General features: G+C 62.9%; 16 protein-coding genes, 1 pseudogene and 1 riboswitch. Of the genes and pseudogenes, 2 read left to right on the top strand and 15 right to left on the bottom strand.

Annotated features, from left to right (window positions below; translation table 11 throughout):
* Positions 1 to 3 precede the first annotated feature (3 nt).
* From BLT00_RS26350 to BLT00_RS26305, 10 genes and pseudogenes are all read right to left on the bottom strand, one after another.
* Positions 4 to 696, bottom strand: coding sequence for a pseudouridine synthase (locus BLT00_RS26350; RefSeq protein ID WP_092148660.1), 693 nt, complete (start codon positions 694 to 696; stop codon positions 4 to 6).
* A gap of 35 nt (positions 697 to 731) precedes the next feature.
* Entirely contained in the window at positions 732 to 950 is a 219-nt protein-coding gene (locus tag BLT00_RS26345; protein WP_072347095.1) for a cysteine-rich CWC family protein, read from the bottom strand.
* Positions 943 to 1,560 (bottom strand): annotated as a pseudogene (locus BLT00_RS26340) (GGDEF domain-containing protein); the annotation flags it as partial. The pseudogene BLT00_RS26340 and the gene BLT00_RS26345, both read right to left, overlap by 8 nt.
* 311 nt (positions 1,561 to 1,871) lie before the next feature.
* Positions 1,872 to 3,650: an allophanate hydrolase gene (gene atzF / locus BLT00_RS26335; protein WP_092148654.1), complete on the bottom strand. Its 1,779-nt coding sequence runs from the start codon at positions 3,648 to 3,650 to the stop codon at positions 1,872 to 1,874.
* A 22-nt stretch (positions 3,651 to 3,672) separates the two neighbouring features.
* Positions 3,673 to 7,353, bottom strand: coding sequence for an urea carboxylase (gene uca / locus BLT00_RS26330; protein ID WP_092148651.1), 3,681 nt, complete (start codon positions 7,351 to 7,353; stop codon positions 3,673 to 3,675).
* Positions 7,354 to 7,575: 222 nt separating this feature from the next.
* A complete protein-coding gene (locus BLT00_RS26325) occupies positions 7,576 to 8,217 on the bottom strand; it encodes an urea amidolyase associated protein UAAP2 (protein ID WP_092148648.1) in 642 nt (213 codons plus the stop codon).
* 11 nt (positions 8,218 to 8,228) lie between these two features.
* Positions 8,229 to 8,954 (bottom strand): urea amidolyase associated protein UAAP1, encoded by a 726-nt coding sequence (locus tag BLT00_RS26320; protein WP_063322547.1) that lies wholly within the window; start codon positions 8,952 to 8,954, stop codon positions 8,229 to 8,231.
* A gap of 12 nt (positions 8,955 to 8,966) precedes the next feature.
* Positions 8,967 to 9,755 (bottom strand): ABC transporter ATP-binding protein, encoded by a 789-nt coding sequence (locus BLT00_RS26315; RefSeq protein ID WP_092148645.1) that lies wholly within the window; start codon positions 9,753 to 9,755, stop codon positions 8,967 to 8,969.
* Positions 9,752 to 10,567: an ABC transporter permease gene (locus BLT00_RS26310; protein WP_092148642.1), complete on the bottom strand. Its 816-nt coding sequence runs from the start codon at positions 10,565 to 10,567 to the stop codon at positions 9,752 to 9,754. The genes BLT00_RS26315 and BLT00_RS26310 overlap by 4 nt, the downstream gene beginning before the upstream one ends.
* Positions 10,568 to 10,582: 15 nt before the next feature.
* Complete coding sequence (locus tag BLT00_RS26305; protein ID WP_092148639.1) at positions 10,583 to 11,650, bottom strand: putative urea ABC transporter substrate-binding protein; 1,068 nt, start codon at positions 11,648 to 11,650, stop codon at positions 10,583 to 10,585.
* Positions 11,651 to 11,710: 60 nt separating this feature from the next.
* Positions 11,711 to 11,812, bottom strand: a riboswitch (guanidine-I (ykkC/yxkD leader).
* Between the two features lie 305 nt (positions 11,813 to 12,117).
* On the opposite strand from BLT00_RS26305, the gene BLT00_RS26300 reads away from it, so the two are divergent.
* Positions 12,118 to 12,546: a hypothetical protein gene (locus BLT00_RS26300; protein ID WP_092148636.1), complete on the top strand. Its 429-nt coding sequence runs from the start codon at positions 12,118 to 12,120 to the stop codon at positions 12,544 to 12,546.
* A gap of 92 nt (positions 12,547 to 12,638) precedes the next feature.
* Here BLT00_RS26300 and BLT00_RS26295 read toward each other — a convergent pair whose 3' ends face one another.
* Positions 12,639 to 13,751 carry an enoyl-CoA hydratase/isomerase family protein gene (locus BLT00_RS26295; protein ID WP_092148633.1) on the bottom strand — a complete coding sequence of 371 codons (1,113 nt, stop codon included), beginning with the start codon at positions 13,749 to 13,751 and terminating at the stop codon, positions 12,639 to 12,641.
* 131 nt (positions 13,752 to 13,882) lie between these two features.
* On the opposite strand from BLT00_RS26295, the gene ung reads away from it, so the two are divergent.
* On the top strand, positions 13,883 to 14,575 hold the full coding sequence (gene ung, locus BLT00_RS26290) for a uracil-DNA glycosylase (RefSeq protein ID WP_092148630.1): 693 nt from the start codon (positions 13,883 to 13,885) through the stop codon (positions 14,573 to 14,575).
* Between the two features lie 250 nt (positions 14,576 to 14,825).
* On the opposite strand, the gene BLT00_RS26285 is transcribed toward ung, so the two are convergent.
* The 4 genes from BLT00_RS26285 to BLT00_RS26270 are packed head-to-tail and all read right to left on the bottom strand — an operon-like array spanning position 14,826 to position 18,884.
* Positions 14,826 to 15,866 carry an AbrB family transcriptional regulator gene (locus BLT00_RS26285; RefSeq protein ID WP_092148627.1) on the bottom strand — a complete coding sequence of 347 codons (1,041 nt, stop codon included), beginning with the start codon at positions 15,864 to 15,866 and terminating at the stop codon, positions 14,826 to 14,828.
* Positions 15,859 to 17,373, bottom strand: coding sequence for a tripartite tricarboxylate transporter permease (locus tag BLT00_RS26280; RefSeq protein WP_092148623.1), 1,515 nt, complete (start codon positions 17,371 to 17,373; stop codon positions 15,859 to 15,861). Before BLT00_RS26280 ends, BLT00_RS26285 begins: the two co-directional genes overlap by 8 nt.
* 1 nt (position 17,374) lies before the next feature.
* The gene (locus tag BLT00_RS26275) at positions 17,375 to 17,836 is read right to left on the bottom strand and encodes a tripartite tricarboxylate transporter TctB family protein (protein WP_063322539.1); all 462 of its coding nucleotides are present in this window, start codon (positions 17,834 to 17,836) and stop codon (positions 17,375 to 17,377) included.
* 55 nt (positions 17,837 to 17,891) lie between these two features.
* Positions 17,892 to 18,884, bottom strand: a complete 993-nt coding sequence (locus BLT00_RS26270; RefSeq protein WP_063322538.1) for a Bug family tripartite tricarboxylate transporter substrate binding protein — start codon at positions 18,882 to 18,884, stop codon at positions 17,892 to 17,894.
* Between the last annotated feature and the right edge of the window lie 34 nt (positions 18,885 to 18,918).

Genomic DNA, 18,918 nt, shown 5'->3' with positions numbered 1-18,918 from the left:
GGTTCAGATGAGATGGACTTCTTCAAGGCTCAAGGCGCGGTACTGGCCCGGCTCGAGACGGGCGTCCAGTGTCAGTGGGCCCATGCGCTCGCGGTGCAGGCGCAGCACCTTGTTGTTGAAGTGGCCAAACATGCGCTTGACCTGGTGATAGCGCCCTTCAACGATGCTCAAGCGCGCCGATCTGGGCCCCAGCAGCGTCAGCTCAGCAGGTTGGGTGGTGAGGTCTTCGAAGGCAAAGTACAGGCCCCGGGCGAAAGTGTCGGCGTATTCGGCCGTGATGATTTGCTCGGTTTCAACGTAGTAGACCTTGGGCAGTTTGGTCTGCGGTTGGGTCAGGCGCCGCGACCAGGCGCCGTCATTGGTGATCAGCATCAGCCCGGTGGTGTTGAAATCCAGGCGTCCGGCGATGTGCAGGTCGTCCTTGTCCGGTTCGTCCAACCAGTCGAGCGCCGTGGGGTGTTGCGGGTCGCGGGTTGCACTGACACAGCCGGGCGGCTTGTGCAGCATGAAGTAGCGCGCTGGCCGGCCTGCTTGCAGCACTTCGTCGTCGACTTCTACACGGCTGAATTCGCGGACTTGTGCATGGGGATCGCTGACGGTCTGGCCGTCGATCCGCACCCGGCGTTCCACCAGCAACAGGCGCACTTGTTGGCGATTGAATCGCGGCAGATTACTGAGGAAACGGTCGACGCGCATGGGCAGTTCAGGCAAGGCAACGGAGGGCAGGCATCTTACGCGATCGGCTGAGGCTTGGCGCGCAACTGGGCTTGGACCTGGGCGCAGCGTGGGCACAGGCAGGATTGATCACGCAGCTCGGCTGGCAATGCTTCAAGCACGGCCGGGTCGATGCTCACGCCGTAACACCAGCAGGCGCGGTCGGCGGTTCGTGGGTCGGCCAGGGTGCAGTCATTGGCACCGCCGCAGGCCGGGCAAAGATCGGGTTTATTCATAACTGGAATGAGGCATTTCCACGCAGGTTCGATTGCGCCCGGTCTGCCGGGCGCGTTGCAGCGCATGATCGGTCCGCGACAGCAGGCTGTGCAAGGTGTCTTCGTCCTGCAAGGTGGTGAGGCCGAGACTGACGGTGACCAGCAATTGTTTTCCACTGCAGAAATAGCGCTGCTTTTCGATGTGCTGACGAATTTTCTCTGCGATCTTCAGACCGGTCTGTCCATCGATGTCCTTGAGCAGGACGACAAAGGCTTCAGTGCTCCAGCGACACACGATGTCCGAATGCCGCAGGTTTTGTGTCAGGTCGCGGGCGAACCCGGCCAGCAGTTGATCGGTGGCGACATGACCATGGGTGGTGTCCAACCGCTTGAAATCGTCCAGTTCCATCAGCAGCGCAGTCAAGGGTTTGGGTTCGCGCTGGGCTTCATGGAGGGCTTGCACGGCCAGCAGATCGAAGCCACGGCGATTCGGCAATTCGGTCAGGCTGTCGAGGGTGGCTTGGGCGTCGATGCGTTGTTGGTAGCTGTTGATCAACCGATAAAGGATTGCCAGGACAGCCAGCGTCACGAGTATGCCGATCAACAGGTTCAGATACAGTGTCTTGAGGATGTTATCGCGTACCGAGGCATGGGCTGCGTAATAGCCCAGCAAGGCAATGATCAGGAATCCGGTACCCAGCAGCGCCACCACGGCCAGGAGCGGCTTGCGCTGGGAATACAACGGCGAACGGAGCGACATGGCGATTCCCTTGGCGCAGACCCAATGAAGTCAGTTTAGTGGCCTTGTGGGAAAAGGCAGTCGAATTTGCAGGTTTGTGGGACCGTGGCGAGGGAGCTTGCTCCCGCTGGGCCGAGAAGCGGCCCCGAAAGCGTCTGCTTCGCAGCCGAGCGGGAGCAAGCTCCCTCGCCACAGGTTCAGCTTTATTCCAGGCTACGCAGATAAGCCCGCCATCCCCCCAGATGGCTGATGTCCTGCGCGCCCTCCAAACCATAGGCCTCGCAAATGAATCCGCTTTCCCAGCGCCCATCGGCCAGTTGCACCTTGCCCAGCCCCAACGGTGCGGGGATGCCCGTCAGGAACGAGCCCAGTTCACTGCTCGGCAGTTCCCAGACTTCCACCTCGATCGCCACGCCGCCCTCGCTGACCCGAAGCATGCCGGGGCGCAGGGGTGGGCCGCCGGCCAAGGCATGGAGACGGTAGTCCGGTGAGCTCTGGGTGGCCTCGATCAGCCGCGCGCCGCGTTGCTTGAGCTGCCAGTTCAACGCCAACCCGTCCAGGTGTGCGCCGCACACGACCAGCCGTGCCCGGTCGTGGCGCGCCGGGTGGGCGGGAACAGGCAAGGTCTTGTCCTGTTGACGCTGCAAGGCATCGGCCATGCTCAAGAGGTATTGATCGGTGAACGCTCGACCGAACAGCGTCACGCCCCAAGGCAAGCCGTTGGCCATGAATGCGCTGGGCACGGCGACGGCGGCGTAGTCCAGCAGGTTCATGAAATTGGTGTAGTACCCCAGCTCCGAGTTGCGCAGCACCGGTTCGGCGGCCAGTTCGGCGAGGGTCACCGGTCGGCCGATGGTCGGTGTGAGTACGCAATCAAGCGCCTCCATGGCCCGGTCGCATTGGGCTTTGAGCGTTTGCAAACGGTAGCGGGCACGGAAGGTTTGTACGCCATCCACCGTAGGCGCTTTCGCCAATACGGCACGGATGACGGGCAGTACGGCGTCGGGCTCGCGCTCCATCAATGGGCCGGCAACGCTGTAGCGTTCGGCCACCCACGGGCCTTCATAAAGCAGCCGTGCGGCTTCCAGGAACGGCGACAGGTCCAGTTCCACGGCTTCGCCGCCCAGGCGTTCGAGCCGTTCGACGGCTTCCTGAAACAGTTGCGGACCTTCCTGGCAGCCGAAAAACGCCAGGTCTTGCTGGCGCGGCACACCGAAGCGAAAGCGCCGGGGGGCGCCGAACGCGGTGCCATCGTTCCACTGCGGGTTGTGGCGGCTGTAGTCGTCACGAGGGTCTGGACGGGCCGTCAGCGCCAACAGCTGGCTGGCTTCCTTGGCCGTCGCCGTGAAGGTCGTGACGCAGTCCAGCGTGCGACAGGCCGGGACCACGCCCGCTGTGGAGATCAGCCCCAGGGTGGCTTTCAATCCCACCAGGTTGTTCAGCGCGGCGGGCACCCGACCGGAGCCGGCGGTATCGGTGCCCAAGGCAAAGCTCGCCACGCCCAGGGCCACGGCCAGCGACGAGCCGGCGCTCGAGCCACCCGCCGGGTAGTCGGGCAGCACGCTGTTGCGGCAGGCGCCGTAGGGCGAGCGAGTGCCATTGAGCCCGGTGGCGAATTGGTCGAGGTTGGTCTTGCCCAGGGGGATCGCGCCCAGTGCCAGCAACTGTTCGACGATGGTGGCCGAACGTGGCGGTACGTAGGCAAACGAAGGGCAGGCGGCAGTGGTGGGAATGCCGGCCAGGTCGATGTTGTCCTTGATGGCAAAAGGTACGCCGTACAGCGGCAGGCTCTCGAGGTCGCGGCCTTCCAGCGCGGCCAGGTAGGGTTCCAGTTCCTCGGCCGTCAGCAGGTGGATGAACAGGTGATAGTCCGGGTTCAGCGCCGCGGCTTTTTCCCGCAGCTCCAACAGCAATGTCCGAGGCGTCAGTTCGCCGCTGCGGTAGGCATTGCGCAGGTCGTCCAAGCGAAGCGAAAGGTTCATGGGGTTAATCCTTTGATTGAGTTCAGTCACGTTCCAGCACCACGACGCGCTGTCCGGCGCGCACCGCCGAACCAGGCTGGACGCGCACCTCGCGTACCACGCCGGCCACGGGTGCCAGCACCGGGATTTCCATCTTCATCGACTCCAGGATGACCAGCACATCGCCAGCGGCGACCCGAGCGCCAACCTCCACCTGGACCTGCCAGAGGTTACCGGCGATGTGGCTGTCGACACTCAGTTGACCGTCAGTCAGCGGCGAATCTTCGCTCGGGGCGATGGCCGGTTCTTCGCTGTCGAAGTGCGCCTGGCCACTGGCGATCCAACGCTCGCGCTCGGCGTCGAAGGCGCCTTGTTGCTGGTGACGGAACGCAGCGATGCTGTCAGCCTCCTGCGCCAGGAAACGCTGGTAGTCAGCGAGATTGAGCTGGCTATGCTCGATCGTCAGGTCGAAGCGGCCCAGGGGGAAGTCCCGGCGGATGCGCAACAGTTCATCGGCACTGACCGGGTAGAAGCGGATCTGGTCGAAAAACCGCAGCAGCCACGGCTTGCCGTCGAAGGCGGCGACGTCCCGATAACGGTTCCACATCTGCAACGTGCGCCCGACGAACTGATAGCCGCCCGGGCCTTCCATGCCGTACACGCACATATAGGCGCCGCCGATGCCTACCGAGTTTTCCGCGGTCCAGGTGCGGGCCGGGTTGTATTTGGTGGTCACCAGGCGATGGCGTGGGTCGAGCGGTGTGGCGACCGGTGCGCCAAGGTAGACGTCCCCCAGGCCCATGACCAGGTAGCTGGCATCGAACACCGTGCGTTGCACCTCATCGAGGTTGGGCAGGTCGTTGATGCGTCGGATGAACTCCAGGTTGCTTGGGCACCAGGGCGCGTCCTTGCGCACCGTGGTCATGTATTTTTCGATGGCCAGCTGGCAGGCCGGATCATCCCAGGACAGCGGCAGGTGAACGATGCGCGACGGCACTTGCAGGTCCTGCGCGGCGCACACGGCGTCCCATTCCCCGGCGACGATGGACAGTAGATCGGCCAGGGGTATTTGCTCGGGTTGATAGTGCACTTGCAGCGAGCGAATGCCCGGCGTCAGGTCGATCACGCCGGGCAGGTGTTTGTGTTCCAACGCTTGCATCAAGGCGTGGGCGCGAAAGCGCAGCACCAGGTCCAGTTCGGGGGCGCCGATTTCCAGCAGCAGGTGGGTGTCGCCGGATAGCCTTGCCACCAGGCGGGTATCGTCCTGGCCGATATCCAATACCACAGGCGACCCCCATTTCTGTGTGCACCCAAAACCTGTGGCGAGCGAGCTTGCTCGCGCTGGGTCGCGAAGCGGCCCCAACTCTTTATCGGTAGGATCATTGTCTGGCGAGTGCTGCGCACTCGAGCGGGAGCAAGCTCCCTCGCCACAAGGGATGTGTGTCGCCAGTGAGCGGGCGGTCGATATGTCCACCGGCACAAACCGCACCTTGTCCCCTGCCTTGAGTTGCCCCAACTGCCAGAGGTCCGCTTCGATCACCGTCACCGGGCAGACGAAACCGCCCAGGCTCGGGCCGTCGGGGCCGAGGATGACGGGCATGTCGCCGGTGAAATCCACGGCACCGATGGCGTAGGGGTTGTCATGGATATTGGAAGGGTGCAGCCCGGCCTCGCCGCCGTCGGCGCGGACCCATTCGGGTTTCGGCCCGATCAGGCGCACGCCGGTGCGGCTGGAGTTGAAATGCACTTCCCAGGCCGTGTCGAAGAAGGTCTGGATGTAGCGCTCGGTGAAATATTCGGGCGCGCCGTGGGGGCCGTAGATCACGCGGATCTGGCGCACGCTCGGCAGTTCCAGGTCCGGTGCGCTCGTTGGCGGCAGTGTCGTGTGCTCATCCAGCGGTGTCAGGTGCAACACGTCGCCGGTACACAACGCTCGTCCGCCGTGGCCGCCAAACTGGCCGAGGGTGAAGGTGCTTTTACTGCCCAGGTAATCCGGCACTTGCACGCCGCCTTGCAGGCACAGGTAACTGCGTGCCCCGGCGCCAGAGATGTTGCCGATCGCGAGGGTGGCGCCGGCAGCAATCGACAACGGTGTATTCATCGGCACCGCTTCACCGTCGAGCGTGAGGGCAATCACCGCACCGGTCACCGCCACTCGGGCGGCGCAGTTAAAACGCAGCAGCGGCCCGTTCATGGTGATTTCCAATGCCGCCGCACCTTCTTCATTGCCCAGCAGGCGATTGCCCAGGCGCAACGAACGGCTGTCCATCGGCCCCGACGGCGGCACCCCCACCGCCCAATAACCGAGGCGGCCGGGATAGTCCTGGACGCTGGTCTGGGTGCCTGGACTGAGCACTTCAACGGTGTGGGCACGATAGACCAACGTCTCCAGGCAACGGGTCCAGGGCTGGCCGCTGGCAAACGGTGTGTCGAGGAGAATTTGTTGCAGGTATTGGCGGTTGGTCTCGACGCCGTACAGCAGGCTTTCATCCAGTGCTTGATAAAGGCCCAGGCGCGCTTGCTCGCGGGTCGGCGCCCAGCGAATGACCTTGGCGATCATCGGGTCGAAGTAGGGCGGGATCTGGCAACCGGCCTCGACCCACGTGTCGATGCGCAGTGCTTTGCCGTCGGCCTGGGGAAATTTCACGGCGGTCAGCAGCCCCGGGCTTGGCTGGAAATCCCGGCCTGGGTCCTCGGCATACAAGCGCGCCTGGATCGCGTGGCCCTCGGCTTTCAAACCTTGGCCCAGCTCGTTCAGTGGCGGTAAATCACCGGCCGCCAATTGCACCATCCAGCGCACCAGGTCCACGCCCCACACCTGCTCGGTGACGCCGTGCTCCACTTGCAGGCGGGTGTTCACTTCCAGGAAATAGAAGCGCCCGGCGTCGCTGTCGAACACGAATTCCACAGTGCCGGCGCTGCGGTAGTTCACGGCTTGGGCCAGTTGGATCGCCGCTGCGCAGAGTTCGTCGGCCATGCCCTCGGGCAGGTTCGGCGCCGGGGTTTCCTCGAGGACTTTCTGGTTGCGCCGTTGCACCGAGCAGTCGCGCACGCCCAGGGCGATCACCTGGCCCTGGCCGTCGCCGAACACCTGTACCTCCAGATGCCGTGCGCGTTCGATGTACTTCTCGATGAACACTCCGGCATCGCTGAAGTTGTTCTGGCACAGGCGCTTGACCGCTTCGAAGGATTCGCTCAGCTCAGCGGCGCTGCGACACACGCGCATGCCGATGCCGCCGCCGCCGGCGGTGCTTTTGAGCATCACTGGATAACCGATCCGGGTTGCGGCCAACAGTGCGGCGTCGAGGCTGTCGAGCAGTTCGGTGCCTTCGAGCAGTGGCACGCCGTGCCGGCGCGCCAGGTCGCGGGCGGTGTGCTTGAGGCCGAACACACGCAGTTGCTCTGGCGTCGGACCGATGAAGGCAATACCGGCCGCTTCGCAAGCTTCGGCGAAGGCGGCGTTTTCCGAGAGAAAGCCGTAGCCGGGATGAATCGCCGTCGCGCCGCAGCTTTTGGCGATCGCCAAAAGCTTGTCCACCGCCAGGTAAGTACCGGCCGCCGCGCCTTCGCCCAGGCAGTGGGCTTCATCGGCCTGGAGGATATGCAAGCTGGCGGCGTCGGCCTGGGAATACACCGCAACGCCCTCGACCTTCAGCTCACGCAAGGTCCGCAGGATGCGGCAGGCGATGGCGCCACGGTTGGCAATCAGGATTTTTTCGAACATGGCATTACCCCTCAGGCATGCAGGTCTGCCTGAATTGGGATGCGGGCCGTCCCGCAGTTTTCGATGGCCGCCGGGGTCGTCCCAGGTGGCGAAATTTCCAAACATCACTGCGCCCCTTGTGCGAGCTTGCTCGCTCCCACAAGGGATCAGGGCGTTATTTGATGCACTGCCCCGACCGGCTCCGGCACAACGCGAACAGCCAGCGGCGCAGGCGGGTGAGTTTCAGTTCCATATCAAAAGCTCCGCAGGCGTGGGGTTGTAGGCGTTGCACGGGTTGTTCAGTTGCGGGCAGTTGGAGATCAACACGATCACGTCCATCTCGGCCCGCAGGTCGACGTATTTGCCTGGCGCCGAGATCCCGTCTTCGAAGGTCAGCCCGCCAGCGGCGGTGACTGGCACGTTCATGAAGAAGTTGATGTTCGGCCCGATATCGCCCTTGCCCAGGCGACCGTCGTGGGCACAGGCCCGCAGGTAGTTATCACGGCAGCTGTGCATGTAGCGTTTCTCCAGGGCGTAGCGCACGGTGTTGCTTTCCTGTGCGCAGGCGCCGCCGAGGGTGTCGTGGCGCCCGCAGGTGTCTTCGACGATGGTCAGCATCGGGTGGCCGAGGTTCGAATAGAGCACGCTGCCGGTGCTCAAATAAACGCTGTTTTGCCGGCGCAGGGTGCGCTGCACGTCGTAGCGTTCCTTGGGATTGGCCAGGCTGTAGAACAGCGTGTCGACCGCTTGGTTGCCTTCCAGGTCGAGGATGCGCAGGGTCTGGCCCTTCTTGACCTCCACCAGCCAGGGTTCCCCGGCGGGAATCGTGGCACGGTAGACGGCGGTATCGGGTTGCTTGTGTGCGGTGGCGATGGCGATTGACATGGCAGCGATCCTCAGGCGAACAGGCGGTCGGTGTTGATAAAGCCGCGCTGGTTTTCCGGACGCGAAAGGCGGCAGTGCTCGGCGACGCTGGCATCGGCATTCATCCAGCTGAGCTTGAGCGGTTGCGGGGCGTATTGCGGGTTCGGGTCCATCGGGTGTTGCAGCGCGGTCAGCACCACCAGGGTGTCCATCGGCGCGTACAACTCGATGTAGTCGCCGGTGAGGGAATTGCCCTCGACGAAGTGAAAGTTTCCGGCCTCATCGACATCGACCCGGCTGAACAGGTTGAGGGTCATCAGCAGGTCGGACAGGCCCAGTCCCCATTTGCCCAGTTCCACCAACAGGTTGTCGGTGCCGTTGCGAAAGAAGCCGTTACGCAGTTCCTGGTAGCGGCCCTGACCGTATTTTTGCGCGACTTCCTCGGCGCAGAGCACACCGCCCAGGCTGTCGCTCCAGCCGCAGGTGTCGGCGGTGATGGCGGCGAGCACTCGGCCCATGTCCGAGTACAGGCAATGGCCGGCGGTGAGTTTGGCGGTGTGTTGGCATTTGAGGCTATCGGGCAGGTTCAGGCGTTCGGTTTTCTCGTTGGCATTGAGCAGCGTCAGGCTCACGTTGGCGCCGCCGCGCAGGTCGGTCAGGCGCAGCAGTTGGCCGCGCTTGAGCACGAAGGAGCGGTGGCCGCCACCGGGCAGCAATTCTTCGGCGAAGGGCGTAAACAAGTGGGTCGAGTCGGTCATGAAAAACTCCGTTCAAGCAATACGCAACGTGCCGGCCAGTTCGGCGGGCAGGGCGTCGACGGCGGCACGGGCGGTGCGGCGGTCGCTGTTCAATGGGATGTCGTAGGTGATGCGTGCGCCATAGGCGCCGGGGGCGTGGGGATCGACGCGGACCTTGTCGAACACCAACAGGCGTGTGCCGAGGCTGAAACCTTCGGACAGGTCGTGGGTGACCATGAACACCGTCAGCCGGGTTTCGCGCCACAGCTCCAGCAACAAGGCATGCATGTCTTTGCGAATACCCGGGTCGAGGGCGCCGAAGGGCTCGTCCAGCAGCAGGACACGCGGCTTCATGATCAGTGCCTGGGCGATCGCCAGTCGCTGCTGCATGCCCCCGGACAGTTGCGCCGGGTATTTATCCAGCGCATGGCCGAGGCCGACTTTGTCCAGTAGTTGCGCGGCTTCTTCGCGGGCCTGGCGCTTGGCGCTGCCGAACAGCCGCCCCAAAAGCGCTGAGCGCGGCAACTCCAGGCCCAGGGTCACGTTGTCCAGCACGCCCAGGTGCGGGAACACCGAATAACGCTGGAACACCACGCCCCGGCTGGCATCCGGCTCGCCGGCCAAGGGTTCGCCATCCAGGAAAATCTGTCCGCGGCTGGCGCGTTCCTGGCCCAGCAGCAACCGCAGGAAGGTCGACTTGCCGCAACCCGAGGCACCCACCAGGGTGCAGAACTCACCTTCGGCGACCCTCAGGTTCAAACGCTCCAGTACCACCTGATCGGCATATTGTTGCCAGACGTTGTTCACCGTAATGAAGCTCATGCCTTCGCCCCCTCATACCAGGGGAACGCTTGCCGGGTCAGGCGCTTGAGGCCCCAGTCCATCAGCCAGGCGAGCAGGGTGATCCACACCACGTACGGCAAGATCACGTCCATCGCCAGGTAACGACGCACCAGGAAAATCCGATAGCCCAGCCCATCGGTGGAGGCGATGGCTTCGGCCGCGATCAGAAACAGCCAGGCTGAACCGAGCATCAGCCGCAGGGAAATCAACAGGCGCGGCAGCAATTGCGGCAGCACCACCCGCAGCATCAGGGTCCAGGTCGAAGCGCCCAAGGTCTGGGCCTTGATCAGCAGTTCGGGCGGAATTTCCCGGGCGCGCTGTTCCAGATCGCGAGCCAGGCACGGTGTGATGCCAATCACGATCAGCATGACTTTCGACAATTCCCCCAGGCCAAAGACGATGAACAGGATTGGCAGGATGGCCAGCGGCGGCACCATCGACACCACGGTGAGCAGCGGCGATAACGGCGCGCCCAACAGCGGCAACGTGCCGGCGGCAATGCCCAGGCACAGCCCTGCCAGGGCACTGATGCCCAGGCCGATGGTCAACCGACGCAGGCTCGACGCGGTGTCCTGCCAGAGCAGGTATTCGCCGCTGCGGGCGTCGGCGCTGAACGCTAGGCGTTTGACCGCCTCGGCCATCTGCACGGCGCTGGGCAGCAGCTTGTCGTTGGGGTTGTCCGTCAACCGTTCGGCCGAGCCCATGAAGTAGGCGAGCAACACCAGCGCGAAGGGCAGGATCACCAGCAACAAGCGGCTGGGACGATCCGGGTAGCGGTTGATCAGGCGCATGCCAGGTCCTCCGGTTTACAGCTTGGCGTCGGCGGCCAGCTGTACGTAGGTCGGGTCAAAGCGCAGCTTGAGGTTGGCCTTGTCGCCGCGGGTCACGCCATTGGCGAACGACATGCCGACTGCGTTGGCGTCCTTGGCACCTTCGCCCAGCAAGCCGTGCTGGAACGAGAAGTTGGCGACTTTGCCCATGGTGGCGGGCAGTTGTTCGCTGGTGGCGAAACCCAGGGCTTCTTTGGGTGTGGCGAACAGCTTGGTGGTGTCCAGTTGCGCCTGGAAGCCGGCCAGGTCGGTGCCCGAGGCCTTGGCCATGTGCTCCAACGCGGTCTTGCTCGCGGCGTTTTTCGCGTTCATCAGCGCCACCACTTCAAACCAGGCGCCGGTCAACGCTTTGCCCAGGGCCGGGTTGTCCTGCAGGGTCTGGGTGTTGACCACCATCATGTCCATGATTTCGCCAGGGACCTGGCTGGAATTGAACACTTCGCTCACGCCGGGCTGGGCCTTGATGTCCGAGAGCATCGGGTTCCAGGTGGTGACGGCCTTGACCTGGTCGGTGTTGAAGGCGGCAGAGATGTCGGCGTCGGAGGTATTGACGACTTTCAGGTCTTTCTCGGCGAGACCAACCGAATCCAGGGCGCGGGCCAGCAGGTAATGGGACACCGACAGTTCCACCAGGTTGACGTCCATGCCCTTGAGATCGGTGACTTTCTTGCCTTCGCCCTTGAGGACGATGCCGTCGTTGCCGTTGGAGAAGTCGCTGACGATCAGCGCGGTGCTGTCCACGCCACCGGCGGCGGGAATGGTCAGGGCGTCCATGTTGGTCATGGTGCAGCCGTCGAACTGACCGGCGGTGTACTGGTTGATGGATTCGACGTAATCGTTGAGCTGCACGACATCGATCTTGATGCCGTATTTTTTCGCCCATTTGTCGACGATGCCTTGGCTACCGGCGTATTCCCAGGGCATCCAACCGGCATAAATGGTCCAGCAGACGCTGAAGTGGTCTTTTTGAGCAGCGGCGGATGAGAAGCTCACGAGGGCCGAGAGGACGGCGAGGAGCAGGGCGGACAGACGAAGCTTGAACATGGTGGTTCTCCAGTTGATCAAGGGCGGACAGGAGCAACGCGGCACCGCGAACGGTGGCTTGTCTCCCGGGCTTTTGTCCCGCCGTGTAACCTCAACTGGAGGTCGCCAACTCTCGGACCAGTCACTCGCCAGAGGCGAGCCGGAACCCTAGTCAGCCATTGCAAATTGTGGTGCCGCGAACCTGTGATGACTCCTGCACGGGGTTTGTTAAAGCGAGAGCCGTGCCAATTCGGGCAAAGGCCCGGGTTAGAGAGGGCAGGTGTTGGGGAGAGAATGCTTGGGGGCGGATTTGTGCTTGCTTGTGGTGCCGTCGCGCACCGGAAGAGGGCGACGAGCGACATGTTTCTAGTTGTTGCCAGGTCGCACCAGATTCCGATTTTGCTGTCTGAATATGCGTCAGTCACACAAAGTTGGCTGCCGCCCATCAGCGTCGCTGATGCGGCTCATTCGCGGTCCAGGAGGCCGCCATGTATCGACGACTGCTCCTCATTGCGTTTCTCGGTTTGACTCTTTCGGCCTGCGTGCCTTACTACGACGGAGACTCGAGCTACTACCGTTCCGAGGTCTATACCTCACCGGCACCGGTCTATTACGGTGGCGGGAGTTATTATTCGGCTCCGCGTGGCTATTACGCCCCGCGGTATTACCAACCGGCGCCGCGCTATTACTCGGCACCGCGTTACTACCAACCGGCGCCGCGCCATTACTCGGCACCGCGTTACTACCAGCAAGGCCCACGCTACTACTCGCCACCGCGAGCGGCGTACCGGTCTTATCCGAATCGGGGTGGCTGGGACGGCCATGACCGGGGCGGCTGGAATGACGACCGACGCGGTCGAGGCGGACGTGATCATCGGGGACGCGGCGATCACGATGGACGGGGCAGTCACCGCTGATCCCAGGGCAACAGAAAGCGGCGCATAAAGCGCCGCTTTTTTGTGCCTGCAATAAACCCGATGGGATAGCTCTTGTGGGAGTTGCTGACTCGTTACTCGTTAGACAAATCCGCCAACGGATGCCGACCTTCCCACGCCTTGTGAAAGTGCGCCTCGACCGCCGCCTCGGGCACATGGTTGATGTCCGGCCAGTGCCAACGGGGCTTGTGGTCCTTGTCGATCAGCCGCGCGCGCACGCCTTCGCTGAATTCCGGATGGCGACAGCAGTTGAGGCTCAAGGTGTATTCCATCCGGAACACGCCGGCCAAGGACAAATGCCGGGCACGGGCGATCTGTTCCCAGACCAGATGAGCGGTCAGCGGGGAGCCTTCGCTCATGGTCTTGGCCGCGCGGGCGATCAACGGGTCCGGGTGGTCCACCAACAAACTGAGCGCTTTCCAGGCGCAGCGCACATCGCTGACATCCAGCCATTCATCGATTTTCTGCCGACGTGGTAGCCATTGGGCTTCGGGCATTTGGCCGACCGCTTCCTGTTGCAGGGCCTTGAGCAGGCTGTTGAGCTGCACCTCGGTCTGTTCCTGCCAGTTGAGTTGCAGTAGGCCTTCGATCAGGTCGTCCTGTTGTTCATCCAGCAAAAAGCGGTCGGCCAGGTCCAGGTCGATGGCGTCCCGGGCATTCATGTGGGCGCCGGTCAGGCCGAGAAACAGCCCGAGCTTGCCGGGCAGGCGCGACAAGAACCAACTGGCGCCGACATCCGGGTACAGGCCGATGCTGATTTCCGGCATGGCCAGGCGACTGCTTGGCGTGACGATGCGGGTACTGGCGCCTTGCAGCAGGCCCATGCCGCCGCCCAGTACATAACCGTGGCCCCAGCACAGCAGGGGTTTGGGGTAGGTATGCAGGTTGAAGTCCAAGCGGTATTCCGCGGCGAAGAATTGTGCAGCCAGTGGCGGTACTTCACCGGGATGGGCGCGGCAGGCTTCCACCAAGCTGCGCACTTCACCGCCGGCGCAGAAGGCCTTGGCGCCATTGCCGCGCAACAGCACACACACGACCTGTGGCTCCCGGGCCCAGGCATCGAGACGATCACGCAAGGCGTTGATCATCGGCAGGGACAAGGCATTCAAGGATTTTTCGGCGTCCAGGGTGGCGATGCCGATACGGGCACCGTCGATGCCGGTGAGCTCTTCGAAGTGCAGATTCATCGTGACCTCGATCAGAAATTTGAATAATCAGTATGACCGCTGCGTGGGAAAGTGCTGGTTCTGCGTCAGATCAATTGACAAGCCATGTAGGCTTTCCTAGGGTGCGCCCATTGTTTTTACCGGATGCAACCATGACTGCCGACGACCGTATCAAACTCGAACCGAGCTGGAAGCAGGCACTGCGTGCCGAGTTCGACCAGCCCTACATGGCGGAGTTGCGCGAATTCCTACGTCGGGAGTACGCCGCCGGCAAGGAAATTTATCCACCGGCACCGCTGATTTTCAATGCCCTCAATTCCACACCGCTGGACAAGGTCAAGGTGGTGATCCTCGGCCAGGATCCGTATCACGGCCCGGGCCAGGCCCATGGCTTGTGTTTCTCGGTGCAACCGGGTGTGCCGGCGCCGCCGTCGCTGGTCAATATCTACAAGGAGTTGAAGCGCGATCTGAACATCGACATGCCCAACCACGGCTATCTGCAAAGCTGGGCCGACCAGGGCGTGTTGCTGCTCAACACTACCATGACCGTGGAGCGTGCCAACGCCAACGCCCACGCAGGCAAGGGCTGGCAGCATTTCACCGACCGGGTCATCGAAGTGGTCAGCGAACACCAACAGAACCTGGTCTTCCTGTTATGGGGCGCCCATGCCCAGAGCAAGCAGAAACTGATCGACGCTACCAAGCACTTGGTGCTGACCTCGGTTCACCCGTCACCGTTGTCGGCTTATCGGGGTTTTCTGGGGTGCGGGCATTTCAGTCGGGCCAACAAGTTCCTCGAGCAACATGGCGAGGCGCCTATTGATTGGCGGTTGCCGCCGCTTTAAGTGGTCGGCAGTCAGGGCCCCATCGCGAGCCCAGACAACCCAAAACCCGTGGCGAGGGAGCTTGCTCCCGCTCGGCTGCGCAGCAGTCGCAAAATCGGATCATGCGGTCCGGCTGAAAAAATGCAGAGGCCTGCTTCGCAGGCCAGCGGGAGCAAGCTCGCTCGCCACATTGGGTTTGTGTGGAGCCGAAATTGGAGCTCGACCAAAGTCCCTGTGGGAGTGAGCTTGCTCGCGATGAAGGCAACTTGGTCTATAAGTCCGAACCCGGCTTGCGCATCCAATACCTGAACAACGGCTCCGCCAGAAACAACACAAACAGCAATCGCATCACCTGCAACGCTGTCACCAATGGCACTGACAGTTGCAATGTTTCCGCCGTCAGGCTCATTTCTGCGATGCCGCCGGGCATCATACCGAGTGTCAGTGAACGCAGATCCAGATGGGTCAAGGTGCTCAAGCCTAGGGCTGCAAGCGTGGCGATCAGCATCGTCAACACCGTGCCGATCAGGGTACGCCCCATGAACGACGGCGCCCGACGAAAGAACTGCCGGTTGAAATGACAACCCAATCCGCTGCCGATCAACCACTGGCCGACCTGGCTGGCGCCGTTGGGCAGGCCGATGTGCAGGTCCCAACCGACGCTCACCGCCGCACTTACCAGCAAGGGGCCGAACAACCAGGGGTTGGGTTGGCGCAATCGCTCCCAGACCCAGGCGAGCAGGGCGCCCGCCGGGAACAGGATCGCCAGCCACAGCCAGTCCACCGTCGTGGCGTGTTGCACCGGCGAGCCTTCGCCCAACAGGTACTTGAAGGCTGCCGGCACGCACAACACTACCACCAGCACCCGCAGGCTCTGGCCTGCTGCAACACGACTAAGGTCCGCGCCGTTGCGGGCGCCGAGGTTGACCATTTCGCCGGAACCGCCCGGCATGCTCGAGAAAAACGCGGTGGCGCGCTCCTCGCCAGTGCGACGCATGAGCCAGACACTCACCACGCTGGACACGCTGGTGATCAGCGCACCGAAGAAGATCAGGCCGAAGTGGCTCAGCACCTGCTCCATCACCACAGGAGTGAAGTGCAGGCCGATACCGATGCCCACCACCCATTGGCCGCACTTACGGCCGCCGGGGATTTCCATCAGTTGCCACGGCGTAAGACAGCGCACCAGTATGATCGCCAGCAACGAGCCGACCATCCAGGGCAAAGGCCAGCCGATCAGGCTGGCCAGGTAACCGCCGGCCAGGCCGACCAGCGGTGTTCCCCACCATTGTCTGAATATCGCCTCAGACATTGGCCAGGGCGCGACGTTGAGCGGCGCGGCGACGCCAGATTCGCAGCAATGGCATGAACAGCATGATCGCTGTCAGGATCCAGCAGCCGAACGTGATCGGGCTCGACCAGAGGATCTCCAGTGCACCGTTGGAAATCGACAGCGCACGCCGCAGGTTCTGCTCCATCAGGCCACCGAGGATGAAGCCCAGCAGCACTGGCGACAGCGGGAAGTCCAGCTTGCGCAGGATATAGCCGAAGATGCCGATACCGATCATCAGGAACAGGTCGAACGTGGTGGCATGCACCGCATAGACGCCGATCCCGGTGATGATCGCGATGACCGGCACCAGTGCCCAGTTCGGCACCGCCAGGATCCGGGTGAAGATGCGGATCATCGGGATGTTGAGGATCACCAGCATGATGTTGGCGACGAACAACGACGCGATCAGGCCCCAGACGATGTCCGGCTGTTGCTGGAACAGCAGTGGACCGGGCGTGATGTTGTACAGCGACAGCGCGCCGATCATCACCGCGGTGGTGCCCGAGCCGGGAACACCGAGGGTCAGCATTGGCACCAGCGCACCGCAGGCCGCGCCACCGATGGCTGTTTCCGGGGCGGCGAGGCCGCGCTTGTCGCCCTGGCCGAACGTGCCACCGGCGCCGGCAATGCGTTTTTCCGTCATATAGGCCACGGCACTGGCCAGGGTCGCACCAGCACCCGGCAGCACGCCCATGATGAAACCGAGCACGCCGCAGCGCAGGTTCACAGTGAAGACCGACGCGGCTTCCTTGAAGTTGAACATCATTCGCCCGGTAGCTTTCACCGCCTCCTGGCCGCGATGGGTTTTTTCCAGCAGCAACAGGATTTCGCTGATGGAGAACAGGCCCAGCACCAGCACGACGAACTGGATGCCGTCGGTCAAGTGGATGTTGTCCCCGGTGAAACGGTACACGCCGCTGTTGGCGTCGATCCCGACACTGGACAGGAACAGGCCGATCAGCGCCGCGATGAAGGTCTTGAGCGGTCGGTCGCCGGCCATGCCGCCGAGGCAGACAATGGCGAACACCATCAGGACGAAATATTCCGCCGGCCCGAAGGCAATCGCCCATTTGGCCAGCAACGGTGCGAACAACACCATGCCGCAGGTGGCGATGAACGCGCCGATGAACGAACTCCACGCCGACAGCGACAACGCCACGCCGGCTAGGCCTTGGCGGGCCATTGGATAGCCATCGAGGGTGGTCATCACGGTGGAAGCTTCACCCGGGATGTTGAGCAGGATCGAGCTGATACGTCCGCCGTATTCGCAACCCAGGTACACCGCGGCCAGCAGGATCAGCGCCGATTCCGGCGGCAGCCCCAGGGCAAAGGCAATCGGGATCAGCAGCGCCACGCCGTTGATCGGGCCCAGGCCCGGCAGCAGGCCGACCACGGTGCCGATCAGGGTGCCGGTCAGTGCTGTGACGAGGTTGTAGGGGGTCAGTGCAACGCCAAAACCCTGGCCGAGATAATTCAGGGTATCCATATCAATTCTCCAGGACGTCGAGCAGGCCCAGGGGCAGCGGCACGTCCATCAGCTTGTCGAACAACAGGTAAAGACCGATGGCCATCAGGCTGATGATCACCACGCTGGGCACCCAGCGACCGCCGTAAAGGCGCGCCATCGGCACGCCGATCAGGATGCTGGCAAGAATGAAGCCCAAGGGTTCGAAGGTGCCGGCGAAGACCAGCAGCAGCACCACGCAGATACCGATTTTCTGCAAGGTTTCGCGGTCCAGGTGCGGGTCTTCGTCGCTATGCACGATGGGCGTCGGGCGAAACAGCATGTACAGCAATGCCAGCCCCATCAGCCCGAGCATCAGCAAGGGGAAGGCGCGCGGGCCGACCGGTTCGTAGGAAAAGGCCGCTTGATAGGGCCAGGCCATCAGTGCCAGGCCGATACAGGCCAGTAGCAGCACCGCGGCAAAAATACGTTGGATGGTGAGCATGACTAACTCCTGGGCGGCGCCGACAGTGCCGGCGCCGCCGCGAGAACAGAGACGGTTACTGGATCAGGCCGAACTCTTTGGCCAGCACCTTGTAATCAGCCACTTGTTTCTTCACATAGGCATCCAGTTCCGGGCCGGTCATGGCGAACGGGAACAGCTCGCGCTGGTCGCGCAACTTGGCGAACTCTTCGGAAGCCAGCAGTTTGTCGAACGCGTCTTTCCACCAGGCGTAGTCTTCGTCGCTGACCTTTGGCCCGAGGTAGAAGCCACGAACCACCGGCCAGACAATGTCGTAGCCTTGTTCTTTCGCGGTTGGAATGTCTTTCATCTCCGGCTCGTCGATACGCTTCTCGGCAAACACGGCCAGCAGGCGCATGTCGCCGCTCTGGATGTGAGGCATGGAGTCGGAAATGTCGGTACTGCCGACCTGGATGTGGCCGCCCAGCAGCGCGGTGGCGATCTCACCGCCGCCTTCGAGGGCCACGTAACGCAGGTCGCGCGGGTTGATGCCGGCGGCCTTGGCGATCAGGGCGGTCTGCATCCAGTCCTGGCTGCCGACGGTGCCGCCAGAGCCGATGACCACGGAGCCCGGGTCTTTCTTCAGGGCCTGTACCAGATCGTCGAGGTTCTTGTAGGGGGAATCGCTTTTCACGGCGATGGCGCCATAGCTGGTGCCGACGGCGGCCAGCCAGCGCACGGCGCTTTCATCGAAGCGACCGAACTTGCCCTGGGCCAGGTTCAGCAACGAGCCGCTGGACCAGGCCACCAGCGTGCCGGCGTCGGCCGGACGCTGAGCGACGACTGCGTTGTAGGCCACTGCGCCGACGCCGCCCGGCATGTAGGTGACGCGCATCGGTTTGGTCAGCAGTTTTTGATTGACCAGCGCGCTTTGCGCCAGTTTGCAGGTCAGGTCAAAACCGCCGCCGGGAGAGGCTGGGGCGATGCATTCGGGGCGCTTGGGCTCCTTGGATGGATCAGCGGCGAGCAACTGCCCGGCGAACATCAGGCATCCGGCGGCCAGGGCTACTTTACGCAGTGAAAGGTTCATTGTTGTCTCCACAGGATTGTTGTTATGCGTGGTG

It is taken from the genome of Pseudomonas sp. NFACC51, from assembly GCF_900103575.1.
Lineage (GTDB): Bacteria > Pseudomonadota > Gammaproteobacteria > Pseudomonadales > Pseudomonadaceae > Aquipseudomonas > Aquipseudomonas fluorescens_Q.
The sequence above is the reverse complement of the archived record's forward strand: the minus strand, read 5'-3'. Positions and strand labels throughout refer to the sequence as shown.